The sequence below is a fragment of the Desulfallas sp. Bu1-1 genome (assembly GCF_015594625.1).
In the GTDB taxonomy this organism is placed as follows: domain Bacteria; phylum Bacillota; class Desulfotomaculia; order Desulfotomaculales; family Desulfallaceae; genus JADNRQ01.
Map to the genome: position 1 here is coordinate 1 of NZ_JADNRQ010000037.1, position 13717 is coordinate 13717.

The 13717-nt window shown below is 55.6% G+C and carries 11 protein-coding genes; 2 read left to right on the top strand and 9 right to left on the bottom strand.

Annotated elements, in window-relative coordinates:
- Nucleotides 1–416: 416 nt before the first annotated feature.
- From cmr6 to IT084_RS17210, 9 genes are all read right to left on the bottom strand, one after another.
- The gene (gene cmr6, locus IT084_RS17170) at nt 417–1550 is read right to left on the bottom strand and encodes a type III-B CRISPR module RAMP protein Cmr6 (RefSeq protein ID WP_243277049.1); all 1134 of its coding nucleotides are present in this window, start codon (nt 1548–1550) and stop codon (nt 417–419) included.
- Complete coding sequence (cmr5, locus tag IT084_RS17175; RefSeq protein ID WP_195714110.1) at nt 1550–1954, bottom strand: type III-B CRISPR module-associated protein Cmr5; 405 nt, start codon at nt 1952–1954, stop codon at nt 1550–1552. The genes cmr6 and cmr5 overlap by 1 nt, the downstream gene beginning before the upstream one ends.
- A complete protein-coding gene (gene cmr4 / locus IT084_RS17180; RefSeq protein WP_195714111.1) occupies nt 1951–2796 on the bottom strand; it encodes a type III-B CRISPR module RAMP protein Cmr4 in 846 nt (281 codons plus the stop codon). The genes cmr5 and cmr4 overlap by 4 nt, the downstream gene beginning before the upstream one ends.
- A 4-nt stretch (nt 2797–2800) precedes the next feature.
- Nucleotides 2801–3895 carry a type III-B CRISPR module-associated Cmr3 family protein gene (locus IT084_RS17185; protein WP_195714112.1) on the bottom strand — a complete coding sequence of 365 codons (1095 nt, stop codon included), beginning with the start codon at nt 3893–3895 and terminating at the stop codon, nt 2801–2803.
- Between the two features lie 2 nt (nt 3896–3897).
- Nucleotides 3898–5862 carry a type III-B CRISPR-associated protein Cas10/Cmr2 gene (gene cas10, locus IT084_RS17190; RefSeq protein WP_207744661.1) on the bottom strand — a complete coding sequence of 655 codons (1965 nt, stop codon included), beginning with the start codon at nt 5860–5862 and terminating at the stop codon, nt 3898–3900.
- Nucleotides 5859–6965: a type III-B CRISPR module RAMP protein Cmr1 gene (gene cmr1, locus IT084_RS17195; protein ID WP_195714113.1), complete on the bottom strand. Its 1107-nt coding sequence runs from the start codon at nt 6963–6965 to the stop codon at nt 5859–5861. Before cmr1 ends, cas10 begins: the two co-directional genes overlap by 4 nt.
- Entirely contained in the window at nt 6962–8890 is a 1929-nt protein-coding gene (gene csx2, locus IT084_RS17200; RefSeq protein ID WP_195714114.1) for a TIGR02221 family CRISPR-associated protein, read from the bottom strand. Before csx2 ends, cmr1 begins: the two co-directional genes overlap by 4 nt.
- Complete coding sequence (locus tag IT084_RS17205; RefSeq protein ID WP_195714115.1) at nt 8854–10584, bottom strand: HDIG domain-containing metalloprotein; 1731 nt, start codon at nt 10582–10584, stop codon at nt 8854–8856. The genes csx2 and IT084_RS17205 overlap by 37 nt, the downstream gene beginning before the upstream one ends.
- 372 nt (nt 10585–10956) lie before the next feature.
- Nucleotides 10957–11169, bottom strand: a complete 213-nt coding sequence (locus IT084_RS17210) for a transcriptional regulator (RefSeq protein WP_195714116.1) — start codon at nt 11167–11169, stop codon at nt 10957–10959.
- Nucleotides 11170–11471: 302 nt separating this feature from the next.
- Here IT084_RS17210 and IT084_RS17215 point away from each other — a divergent pair, with 302 nt between their 5' ends.
- Together IT084_RS17215 and IT084_RS17220 are read left to right on the top strand one after the other, a co-directional pair.
- Entirely contained in the window at nt 11472–12995 is a 1524-nt protein-coding gene (locus tag IT084_RS17215; protein ID WP_195714117.1) for a YifB family Mg chelatase-like AAA ATPase, read from the top strand.
- 150 nt (nt 12996–13145) lie between these two features.
- On the top strand, nt 13146–13418 hold the full coding sequence (locus IT084_RS17220; protein ID WP_195714118.1) for an acylphosphatase: 273 nt from the start codon (nt 13146–13148) through the stop codon (nt 13416–13418).
- The last annotated feature ends 299 nt before the right edge of the window (nt 13419–13717 follow it).

Sequence of the window (13717 nt, forward strand, 5' to 3'; positions counted from 1 at the left end):
ATTGGGGTGGACGCCCAACTTTTTTGCCGCTTTACTGATGGTTAAAAGTTCCATGAATTTATGGTAGTTATTTTGTTATGTTTTGTCAATATTTGTTGGCTTGTTAGCAGCTGCTACATACCTCCTATATACTAAAAATTTTATGTATTTCTATACTAACAAGGCATCAAGACAAATACATGTCACTATTAAATAACAGGTCGGAAAAATTTTTTTTAAAACCACATAAAGCAATTATTTAAAGTGCAAACCACACACAAATAAATCCAGACTAAAAAAATCACCGGGCTCATTATGCCTGCACCCGGTGATAATATTATCCAATTCTACATAACCATACATTTTCCTTCCACAATATGCATTTTCTTTAACAAATTTGAATATTTCTACAGCAATCGGCCCAATGTCACCGGACTTCAATCTACCATTGGTTTCAGTGACCGCAAAACTTTATTTATTCTGTCGATCTTTTCCCGGTTTTTCTTATTCGGCTTTTTCCACTGATCGACTTTATTTTTCATGTACCACTCAGCCAGCAACCGGGCAATTTCGCAGCGCGTATCCGGATCGACATCCGGAGACTCCATGCGGGCAAGCCATTTTTTAGACATTTGCTGCATGAAGTTGTTCTCATCCGCACTGTAACCATCTGCTTCCATTTCCCTTTGTACGGGGCTCATGGCGGCTAAAGCGGCGGCACGCTTTTGTTCCTCCTCCTGCCGAATGGCCTGCTCCCGGGCTTGTTTCCAGGCATTCTCTTCCTTGTGGGCACGGATGAAACGCCCGTAACCGGCCGCCGTTTTGGCCCCGGCGCCCGTGGTGAGCAGAGCCTCTTCCAGCCACCCGGCCGCCAGTTCCATATCTGCCCGATCACCCTCATTTTCCGGCCGCCGGGGGGCGAGGGCGAAAACGAAGGTCTGGCCGCCGGCCACGGTCAAAAAGGGGATGGGATTGGGGCTGTGCCAGTCGGCGGGCGGCTCCTTGCCCTGGTAATAATCCATATAATGCGGGGTCATCACTTCCGCCTCCAATTTGACCGGTTCGACCGGCAGGGCGTCGAAAAAGATGACGCTGCCCGCGTTTCTCCCTTTATTGTTGTGGGGACCAAAGACACGATCAATCCGCTCCGGTTTTTCCCGCAGCCAGTTTTCGGCCCAGGCCCGCACCAGGCCTTTGACGGAAGAACCGGACAAAAAGGGCGTCCCGAGCAGGAAATGCCAGGTAAAGCCGTTTTCCACCGGGTGTTCCCGGCCCAGGCCGGTGACAAAGCGACCGCCGGTTTTAAAAAAGCACACCTTACCGCCCCGGGCGACGGCCAGCCGGCTCAGGCGCTCCTTCATTTCGGCGATCAATTCCGCCCGGCCCGCGTTTTGTTTGGTCACAGTTTTAATCCATTCCAATTTCTCAAAGACCGGACTGCCGTCTTTTTTATTCCGTTTCCACTGCGAGCCGAATTTATCGTACCACAGCCCCGAGTGGCCGCCGGCGGGCAGGTTTTCCGGTATTTCATGCTCGGTCTTGTAAAATGGTCGCTTGAAATCTGGCAACATCAATCCTCACCACCCTCCGGCTGCTTTAGATAGGCCGCGGCGAATTTTTTCAACCACTGCAGCCAGGCCAGCGCTTCCGCCTGGGCACGCAGGTAGGCGTTGCGATCCCGGGCGGTGATTGCCGCAATCAGGCCTTCCCCTCCCCGGTAGGGGGATTTTTCATTCTCCCGGCAGAGCCATTCCTCCAGGTGGTCGAACAGCACGGCGTGCATATCCTTATTATTACCCTTGGCCCGGGCCAAAAGGCCGGCGGCAGCCTGTCCCAGCCCGTTCATCAAAATGGCGCCCGGCAGGCTTTTGACGTAGGAAGAGTATTTTTTCTGTTCATCTTCGTTTAAATTTTCTATCTGCCTAACCTTTTCCAGAGCATGGGCGGCCCGTTTCTGCTCCAGTGTCCTGCTCATCGCCTACCATCCTTCCCGTCCAGCCAGGTCACGGCGCACCAGCCCTGTCCGACTGTTTCATTGCCCCCCACCTGCAGGTAGGACCGTTCGGCAAACAACTGCCGCAGTTCCGCCAGCGCATCGCTCGCCCCCGGCCGGGGAATGAGCAGGGCGTAAAACAGGCTGTCCGGCGGGATGGTTTCTTCATACCACAGGTTTTTGCTGGTCTTGGTCTCGTTGTCCAAAACATTGCGGGCGTTCACCTGCAGGCCGTACCGGGCGAAATAGGCGAAATCGTCGTCGCTGATCACCGCCAGTTGCCCAGCCAGCCGGTTTTGCACCGATTGATGCCTGATCAACCCGGCAACGCTATCGATTAAACCGGACAGGTCCTGCAATTCCACATTGAAGACCAGCTCTTCCAGGAAAAGCGGATCCCGCTCACCATTCCCGCCGTCAGCGTGGATTACAGCTTGTTCTTTCTTCACACCAGGTATCTTAAAATCGCAAGGCAGGCCGGCCAGTTCCCGGTCGCGCTGGTAGCGTTCCAGCAGGTACGGGCAGGTCACCCATTTATAGTGGCCGGTCAAGGAACGCACCGGCAAAAGCAGTAACCGCGCGTCGGTCACGGCCACCGCCCCGGCGTTATCCTGTTTTCCAAATATCTTTTTAATCCGGGGATCTTCCCGATCCCATTTTTGTTCCGCCAGATCCCTTAAGGCCCCTTTCAAACTCGAGCCGGCAATCACCGGGTACCCGCCGGCCGCCTCCCGGGCCACGGGCAGGTCGATCACCCCGGCGCTTTGTTCCGTTCCCGGGTGCAAACCAGTTTCCGCCAGCAAACCCAAAATAACGGATTTCATTTGTTCATTCCTCCCATCTACCCAGTACCATTTGCCCGTATCCCCAGGCGGCACCGGCGGTTTTGCCGTGCAGGGACTTGATTTCTTCCAGGGCGCTTTCTTTCGCTTCCAAGAACCAGGTGCTCCCGGCCGGAATGACCGGTTCGGCCGGGCGGGGGCAGCGATTCTCCGAGTCCCAGCCGCCCGCCGTCTGCAATTTTCCGATACAGGCGCTGACGCATTCCCCAGGGATGCCGGGCGGGCCGTGTTTGATCACCTTTTCCGTGTCCGCGTACCGGCCGGGGGTAATCAGGGTCACTGTGAAGCGAACCACACCATCTACCGGTTTTAGTTCCGGAGGGGAGGGCAACTTCACCATCTGCCGGCTCACCTCCACCCGGGCCGGGCGGCCCTCGCCGCCCAGGCGCACAACCCGGACATCACCGGGATGCCAGTCCTCCGGGACGCCGCCGACCAGCACGGCCAGCCCGAGATCGTTTTGCGGCCTCACATGCACACAGGAGTACAATTTTTTATCCGCAGCGGTGCGTTTGTTTCTGTCCCGCTCAATGCCCACCCGGTTTTCTTCCCGCCACAGTTCATCGCTCAAGTGAACCTGTCCCTCGGCGGGCAGCCCGCCATTCAATACGGTACTCATTCCTTCTTCATCCAGCCAGGCGTTTTCCAGTGGTTTCGCTCCGGGCAGGCTGTTTCGCGGTACGGGAAGACGCACCCGGCCCAGGTCGCATTCCACCGCTTCACCCGGCTGCAGGCGGGTATAAGTTCCTTCCCCGCCGGCAGGATCTTCTTTATGCAGGATGTGCAGCGGCATGGGGAATAAAAACTTTCCCCCTTTGAGCAGGTAGGGCCCGCGCAGTTCAACCCGTCCCAGATCGTCGGGTGTGCCCAGCTCCGCCGGCCATTTTTCCGGCCGTTCGGGCGTCCAGCCCCTTTTCGCGGCCAGCACGATGCGCACGGCACCCTGCAATGTGCTCATAAACGGCGGAAACACGCTCCGCGCGCCGGTCTGCCCACTCTCCCCGGCGTTATAGGGTGAGCCGTCGCGGAAGAAAAAGGTGTCCAGGGCCTTGAACACCCAGAGCCTGTCGTTGAAATCCATCTCTATTCACGCACCCCCTTTGTGGCCAGAAAGCGCACCAGCAGAGCGCCGTCCACGGTCAGCGGGCCTTCCGCTGCATGCAACTTGCCGTTTTTCCGCCAGGAACGGCGGCACAGGCGCACCAGGCGCCGCATGCGCTCTTTGACCGTGTCAACGGACACCCCGTCTTTCTCCCGCTCCCTGCTTTTCAAATATTCCGCGGTCAGCAGGGCAACGATATCTTCATCTTTTTTCAGCAATGCATTTTCCCCGCCGGCAAACGACCGGAAAGAGACCCGGCTATTGTCTTTTTCCTCATCCTCCGCCAGAATGTCAAAGCGGGACCGGATGTTGTAGAAAAAGGAACTGTTGTATTCCCCGGCTTTCCCGTCTTCGGCGGCGAAAGCGTCAACCAGTTGGTCAATCAAATTTGACCGCCCTCCGTCACGCGCGGCGCCCCGTTCCGGACGATCCGGTTCCTCCAGCAGCACATCCCAGGGCGCGGACCAGGTGAGTACCGGGCCGGCCCCTTTCCAGACGCACACGGCCAGGCTGTCGCGGCCGGTTTTGTCTTTGGCCACTTTGTCCAGCAGGTCGTGCAGCTCTGCCAGCACGGACTTGAGCGGGGCGTGATGGTGGGCGTAAATGATCGCCCCGGAAATGGTGGCTTTTTCCATACCGGCCTTTTTAAAGGCATTTTTGTAAGTCCGCCGCAGAGCCACCGCCGCCGCCAGGGCGTCCTCCAGGGGCAGCAGGGCCAGCACATCGTCGCCGCCGGCGTAGACGGTGATCCCGTTATGTGCTTCCACAATGTCCTTGACCTGGAGGCTGAATTCGGCCAGCGAGCGGCTGACCTGCACACCGTCATTATCCCGCAATAGGGCCCCCAGTTCGTCACCGTCCATGAGCAGCAGGGCGTAAAAAGGAGCTGGCTTTTCTTTGCACTCTTTCAGTAATTCGCGCAGTTCCTTCCGGCAGCCGGCGATGTTTTCCTGCCACAACCGGTCATTTTCCAGAGTACTGTCATAGAAACAATTGCCGTCCAGTCTGGCCAGGTCGGCCGCCCGGGGTTGCTTATCCACCGCTTCCGCGATGCATTTGATGCTTGCACTGTACTCCCGGTTCATTTTTCCGGCCCCGGAACCGCACCTTTTGGCCTGCTCGGCGAATTTTTCCGCCCAGTCCGGTTTTTGTTCAATGGTGCGGGCGATCCAGTGCACCGCGGCCATGTAGGAAGTGGAAGGGTAATGCCGGGGCAGTGCCCAGCCGATGGCCTCTTCGGCCGCCAGCGGGTACAACCGCTTGATCAGGGAAACCGCGCACAGCCGTTCATCATCCCGCAGTTCCAGACCAGGCAGGTTTTGCCCCAGCTTCCACCAGAAGGCGTCCTGCCCTTCCCGCTCACGGGCGCAGGTAAAGCCGGAAAGTTCCTGCAGGCTGCCCATGACCGTACACTTGTCCCCCGCTTCCACGGTCGGAACGTGGCTGCGCCAGTTTTTGCGCCGGTCAAGCAGATTATTTTCCCCGCCGACGGCCCAGTTGATTTCCCAGAAGCCATCCACCTGCCGATCCCAGATCTCCCTGACCCCTTTGCCCTGCCCGGCCACTTCGCCGACAAATTTCTCCCACACCACACCGGCGATGTGCCGCCAGGCTTCACGCACAGCCAGAAAGCAGCAGTCCGGATCAAAACCATCCGGAACATCCGCCTTGAAGCGGTTGGGCAGCGTGCCAATCACCGGAACGGGCTCAACTGTCCCTTTCCCTTCGGCCACGGTCATTATAGCCTTTAAAAGGGGATCGCTGATTTGTTTGTTTCCATCGTAAACGGCCGGGAAAATAATCTCCCCTTTAGCCCGGATAACGGCGTACATGGCCCGCCCGGCCAGGTAGGAAAGCAGAAATGAACCGGCGTACAGGTCCCGGGTGCGCCGGGCCCGGGCCACAAAACCCTGCACCGGCCCCAGGGTGAAATGCAATGTGCTCAAGGAATCACCTCCAACCGGTTGGAAAATTCCTGCATAAACTGTTCAATAACCCCGTAATCCACCCGGCAGGGTACAGTTTTATCCCTGCCGGACCCGGATAATTTTATTTCTTCATCCCCGGGCAGAAATACCGCCGGCAGCAAAGTGAGCACAACCGCGTACCGCTCGCCGGCCAGGGCATGGACATGGATAAACAGGGGACCGGCCCGGCGCTCCTTTCGGACAGCTTTAACATCAACCTTGGCTTTGTCGGACTTAAAAAAGTAATTGTGCGGCAGGCCGAAAGCCACCCGGCGCGGGTGCGCGGATTTGTCACCGTGGTTCAAAAATTTTCTAATCAGGGCGGAATCGTCTTTGATATCGCGCCTGTATGCCATCATTGTCCTGCCGATGCCATCCAGCAATTTAACCGGATCGCGGCCCGTTTCGGCGACAACGATGCGGCTTTGCGCGCTAAAGGCGGTGTATGCGGGCAATTCTACCGGCAGGGGTGCAAGGCTTTTTATAAACTCGCCTATTTTTTCTTGCAGCTCTTTTTCATCCTGCGGGCATTTCCATTCTTCGACACCGTCGAGCCGCAGGGAAGTTATCGCCACCGAGCCCAGGCCGTTCCGCGCACGGGCGCCGAGCCCGCCGAACAGGCCGAGGGCAATCAGCGCCTTCTTGACCGGCTCGATCACCGTTTCACCGGAATCCGGCTTGAAAAGCAGCCTCACTGTAATATCCGGGCCATGCTTAAAGTATTTTCTTGCGGCATCTTTCAAACCATAGCCGAGATAAACGATTCCCGCCCGATCACGCTTAAAATCAAAAGTTTCCGGTTTGGGCAACCCATTCCCGTCCACCGTAATCAAAAACTGTCCCTGCCCGGTTTTGGAACTGCCAAATATCTCCCATTCTTCTTCCTTCACCTCCTGCCAGCCGCCCGGGCGGGACAGGGCTACGGCCCGGTACCAGAAGCGCAGGGCGCCCTTAATCGAAGGTGCGCGCAGTTCGGCATTTGTTTGATCCGCGCCGGCCATGAACAGGGGTGTGGTCAACTTATATGTCGCCACCAGTTCACGCCTCATCTGATTCACCTCCCGCATTACTTGCCATTTCAACTCTCCACCCCTTCCACCACCACCATCTCCCCCGGCACATACGGGTTCGCCCTCTGCTCGGCCGCCGGACGGCGATCGATCATGGCCACCGTGGTCACCGCCGTGCATGTATCCGGAAGCACCTTGCCCACATGGGAAATGATATACTGCAGGCAGGTGGTGCCGCCGGTCAGGTTGATATACAGGTGATGCCGGGGCAGTCCGGTGAGACATTGTTTTACTTCCGCCAGCATTTCCGGCACCCGGTCAAAACCGGTGTGGGGGTCGGCGACGATTATTACGTCATATCTGCCTGTGTAGCCGGCTTGAACCAGTATCTCTTCCAGGGAGGTGGCGGCTTCCTGCGAAGTGAGTACCAGCAAGAAACCCGGCTCAACCTTTTTAATGGCCGTGTAGAGCAGTCCCGGAGACATGCCCAGGGCGCTGATCAACACTTTCAGTTCCCGGTTTTCCGAATGAGATTGTAGGTTTTCACTTTCCATATTTTCCTCATCCAGGGGTCCCTTGGCTGGATACCTCAGGTATTCCTCCAGTATTTCCAGGCATTCTTTTGTTTGTCTCAGAATGGTTTTCGCCGACCGGGAACCCTCACGCCAACCGGCGTGATCTACATCATTACGCAAATCAGGTAATCTACTCCAAAGCCGGCCTAAAGCAGTCTTATCTCCTTTCCTGTATCGACTATTCAGCCTGCCCGAAACTTCTTCCCGTACTTTAATTTTTAGCCCTCCCGCAAGTCCACCCTCTCGGCGCAATTGCTCACTGACCACCAGTTCACGCATCAATGAAAGCGCCTGGGGAATATACTGCCGTTTAACGTACCAGCGGATCATGTCCAGCTGCCTGTACAGGTTGGATTCCTTTATATGATCCCCATCCCCTGAAAAGGGAAGAAAGTCGTTTAACAACTGATCCAGTAGCATGCCGAACGGAGGCGCCCAGTTTTTAATATCGTTTTCCAGCTGGTGCCTTGATCCCGTACCGGCCCGGTATTTTTCCAGCTTTGCGGTTTTTTCCAGCACTTCAAAAGGACGCACGGTCAACAGGGCATCGGAGATGTCGCTGATTAACTGACCGAAATTGTTCAATTCACAAGGACCCGTATCACCGGACAATTTTTTTACCTTTTGTGCCCGTTGCAGCAAGGTGCCCAATTCCTGTGCCCCACCGTACTTGACGAAGGCGTTGACTCCCACAATCCAGTCCAGCAGTTCGCAAAAACCAGTCAGATCGAATACCGGGCTGATGTTTTTTTCTATATCCCGCGCCTCATAGGCACCGTAATATAAACCGGTGATGTCAATTCCCCGGACAAACTTCAAGTAGGCCACACTGAGGAAAGAGATCAGCGGAATGGTACGAAAGGCATGAGTAATGTCAAAAACAACTTCATCCCCTTTTTCCACCGCCGCTACGATTCTCCTGAATATTTCCCACAATTCGGCCGTTGTTTCTCCACTAAAGATGGGCAATTCCTCCGGCTCCGGCAATCCACGCTCAAGCAGTTCCCCGCGCAGGGACTCCCAGTGCTTTGCACTTGCTTCCGGTGTCTGGGCCACCAGTATCCGCTCCGGAAAAGCAAAAAGGGCGGCCACAACCGGAAAATATTTTGTTTTTATGCTGATCTCACTATTCTGATAAATAGTTTCTTTGTAATCATTGGTACCAATAAAAGTAACAAGTGTTTTTTTCAACCCTAAATCACACCCCCACCCCGTAACCCGTACTTTCTTGCATAGCTCCTCCTTAGACCAGCTTTTGTGCAGTTCCGCATAAGCACCCCGTCCTCCCAGTTGAACGTCCAGTACCTTTAAAATTTCCAGACGCCGGCGCTGAATTTTTCCCCCACAGACAAGACGGTACTCACCCCCGTAATACAGTTGCACCTTTATCGCGTCTCCCGTAGATGCCTTTTCTTCACCCACTCCACCGCTTCCCGGCGGGTGCGCACTTCGCCTGCCGCTCGGGCGGCGGCCAGTTCCTCCAGCAACCGGCCCACCAGGGGTGACGGCTGGATATTCAGCAGGCGGCATATTTCCCGGCCGCTCATCAACGGGCGAGAGCGGCCGGAAACCGCCGGGTCTTTAAAATAACGCTCCAGCATGCCGGCAATGAAATCCCGGTACGCCGCCGCTTCACGCGCCGCCCCGGCGGCCAGCCGGCTGGAGGATATATCGGCCATGCTCAAGAGCAGGCAGCCGGGCACATCTTCCCCTAACCGGCGGAAAAAACGGTAGGCCGCGCGGCCGCTCACCGGGCGGGATTTATACAAAAAGAGCGGGTCCATGTGCCCGCGCACCAGGGTGGCCAGCAAGTCCTCCTCCCACCGGGACAGGCGCAGGCGCCGGGCGATGGCAGCGGCCAGCGGGGCACCCGCTGTGTGGTGGCCGTAAAAAGTAAAGCGGCCGTCCACCGCCACAGCGCGGGTGGCCGGCTTTCCCACGTCGTGGAACAGGCAGGCCAGTTTCAGCACCGGCAGCCGGCTGCGGGCCCGGGTGATGGGAGAATTGAGGTAAACGGCTAGCGGCCCGGCCGCCGCCGGGGGCAGGGTGGACACGCCCGGGGTCGGGAAAGGCGGTTCCCCGGCCATTCCATAAAAAGCCGGACCTTCCGAAAACGAACCGGGACGGCCGGTACCGGCGTCCCTTTGATTTCCATCCGGGTATTCACCGTAAAAGCCATTATTTTTTTCAGTACAGCGCCTGCCGCCAGCCACCGGTGCAAACAAACCACCGGAAACGATGGTTTCATCAGTAGAGAAAGAAGCCAGTAACACCTCGCAACACTGCAGTGTCTTTAAACAGTGCACCCACACATTATCCACGTGATGGCCGTTTTGCTCCGTTTGCCGCATGGGGAGGATTTCCGGAAAGAGCTGTTCCAAAATGCCCAGTTCAACATCCAGCATTTGTATCACTTCGTGTGCACAGGGCAGCATCAGTATGTGTACCAGCTCCTCCTGCACCCGTTCCCAAGCCACGGTGTCCAGGGAGGCGCCCCGGATGAAGCGCACCGTATCCGCCTCGATACGCCAGCCAAACTGGCCGGCAAAACGGGCCGCCCGCAGCGCACGCAGGGGATCGCCGGCTATAGAACGAGGGCTGCAGGCGCGAATAATGCCACTACGCAAATCAGCCAAGCCGCCCAGGGGGTCGACAAGCATATCGGGTGCAAGACCGGTTCCCGCAAACACAGTAGCACCGACCGGGCAATCCACCACATTGGTATTTGTTTCAGCCACACCCTGCTTCGATACACCCGGCGCACAGGCTAGATACACGCCCAGAGGCAGAGCCATGGCATTAATGGTGAAATCACGCCGGTGCAAGTCGGCGAGTAAGCTCACTTCCCCCAGGCCGGTAATATCAAGTTGCACCATCCGGAACCCTGTTTTGAATACCACCCGGCAGACATCGTTCTTGGAATCCAGGGGCACAAAAGTGCTACCGGTGAGTTCGGCCAGTTCCCGGGCCAACTCCATCCCAGAGCCGGACACCACCACATCCACGTCCTGGCTGGGCCGCCCCAGCAGTAAATCACGCACAAAGCCGCCTACCAGCCAGGCCTTTCGCCCCTGGTTCCGGACCAGCTGATCCAATTGCACCAATACTTTATTCACCCTACAACACCTCATATTGTTAAAAAACGATAAAATTACAAGACCAACCACAAACACCTTGCGACTTTTATCCCAAGGTTATTTTGTTTGGCCCGGTTAACCATCCATCCAATGATACTGCTTCAAAAAACACATAAAGTAATAATCGAAGATCAAACACCTGTAAACCCGGACTAAACAAAATCACCGGGCTCGTTATGCCTGAACCCGGTGACAATATTATCCATTTCTACATATCTATGCATATTCCTTCCATATAGCGAATTTTTCATTAGCAAGGCTCGTAAAACCTCATTTTTTGACAAAACTACCGGGCAAGCGGCAGGCCGGTTCCAGCCCTCCGGTTATGACACACCGGAAAGTTAGATCGTTTTACCAGGGAATTTTATCCATATACTTCCCCGTTAACACCGGTGCAATTTTTGTTCGCAATGGCTCGGGCACATCACCCAGTTGCAAATCGTCAATCTTTAAAATATCAATTGTATCGACTTTCAACATTTCGGCCAGTTCTTTGGCGGTAAGCCCCTGGTTTTTGCGCAGTTCCTTCACGGTTTTTTTGTTTTTGCCAAATCCCAGGATCATGTTGTGTACCCTCCCGGCATCGCTTTATCTTCTATGTTTTATCTTCTATTATGATTGACATGGGCTTCCCGGAAACCGGGTATGATAAGCCGGCTGGAAAACAGTGCCCCCGATAGCCGCCCACCAAAAAGCCCGTAATCAAATACGCTTGAGTGTTGGCACCAATTATTCTATTTGACAATTCAACATTGAAGCTCAATTACCTGTCCGAGATGGTAAATGTTTAATATTTTTCAAACAACCATTTTAAGGCAGGAAAATTTTACTGGCCCCGCGAAAAGAAATGTCGGAGGGGTTGATAAATGTTAACCATTGTCAGAAGCCTGGCCTTAAACGGTCTTGACGGCTATATCGTGCGGGTGGAGGTAGACGCATCCAACGGGTTGCCCGGTTTCGACATTGTTGGATTACCGGACCCCGCCGTGCGGGAGGCCAAGGACCGGGTACGCGCGGCCCTGAAAAACGCCGGGTACGAGTTTCCGCCCAGGCGGGTTACCGTCAACCTGGCCCCGGCGGACTTGAAGAAGGAAGGCCCGGTCTACGACCTGCCCATATCCCTTGGCATACTGGCATCCACCGGGCAAATCGACCCCGTAATCTTACAGGGGTATATTTTTTTAGGCGAGCTTTCCTTGGACGGGTCCATCCGGGGCATTAGCGGCGTGCTGCCCCGGGTGTCGACGCTGCCGCTGGACGGCTATCACCGGGTGGTGGTGCCGGCGGAAAACGCGGACGAAGCGGCACTGGTACAAAATATCGAGGTATACCCGGCCCGCCGCCTGGTACAGTTGATCCGGCACCTGCAGGGAGAGGAATCCATATTACCTCATTTTGTGGACGCGGCTGCGCTGTGGGGGAACAATAAACAGTCCGCGGATATGTCGGAAGTGCGGGGTCAAATTGCCGCCAAACGCGGACTGGAGGTTGCCGCCGCCGGCGGACATAACGTGTTGATGGTGGGTCCCCCGGGATCGGGCAAAACCATGCTGGCCCGCCGCCTGCCCGGAATACTGCCCGAATTGACCCGTGTTGAGGCGCTGGATATTACCAAACTGTACAGCCTGGCGGGCCTGCTGCCCCCCGGCCGGCCGCTGGTCACCGAGCGGCCTTTCAGAGCGCCGCATCACAACGTGTCCACTTCCGCCCTGGTGGGTGGTGGTAAATTCCCCAGGCCCGGTGAAATCAGCCTGGCGCACAAGGGTGTCCTTTTCCTCGACGAGATCGCCGAGTTTAAACGCGACGCCCTGGAGGCGCTGCGCCAGCCCCTGGAAGACCGCACCATCACCGTTTCCAGGGTTCATTCATCGGTAACCTTTCCCGCCTCGATCATGCTGGTGGCTTCGATGAATCCCTGTCCGTGCGGCTTTTTGGGTGACCCGGAGCGGGAATGTTCGTGTTCCCCCCTGCAGGTGCAAAGATATTTACATCGCCTTTCCGGCCCGCTATTGGATAGGTTTGACCTGCAGATCGACGTGCCGCGCCTCACTTTTCAGGACCTGGAACAAAGCCCGCCGGGCGAGGATTCGGAATCCATTCGCCGGCGGGTACAAGAAGCCAGAAATATACAAACCGCCCGCTTTGGCCGGGAAATGTGCAACGCTGAAATGTCACCCGCCCAGATCAAGAAATTCTGCCGTTTGACCAAAGAGGCGACGAAGCTGCTGCGCTCGGCATTCGACCAGTTGAACCTGAGCGCCCGCGCCCACAACAAGATTATCAAAGTGGCGCGCACGCTAGCCGACCTGGCGGGGAGCGATGACATCCAGGTGGAACATGTTGCTGAAGCGGTCCAGTACCGGGGAATGGAAAGAAAGTACTGGGGGTAGGTTGAGCCGGGGAAGGCGGATTCCATATAGTTACCGGATATGGATAATTTATATTACCAAGTGCAAGGTGGAAAAACGCACTAAAACTATGATATATTCTTTATCAAAGGATTTATCCAATAATTATTTATCCCTTGGGGGTAGGAAAAATTGGCCAGGAAGCACGTATTTATCTCGGGCCGGGTGCAGGGAGTATACTTCCGGGAATACACCAGGCGAGAGGCGGAAAGACTTGGAGTGAAAGGCTGGGTGCGAAACCTGCCCGACGGCAGGGTGGAAGCCGTGTTTGAAGGGCCGGACGATGTGCTGGACAAGATAATCTCCTGGTGTCACCAGGGTTCGCCCGGCGCGAGCGTTACGAACGTCGAAGTGATCGACGAAGCAACGGAACAGCAATTCAAAGATTTTCGTATCACAGGGTAGCCGGCAGTGCAAAGCAATTATAGACATTGCCGGGGAAATACTCCACACCCTTTCAAGGCCAGTTCCGGGGCTACGACGAGCTAAGTACGGCATCCAGAGCCCCGTTCTCTCCGAAAAACCATACGATGCCTGCCACTGTGGTAATTTTGCATTTAAATCAACATGATAACCATGAGTGTATTCGATAAACAATAAATCCCAAATGTAATATATAGGGAGACTTGTAATGATAAGCAAGCATAGTAAGCAAGAGCCTAAAAAAGCGCATGACAAATAGACCTTTTTAAAAACATTTTAAA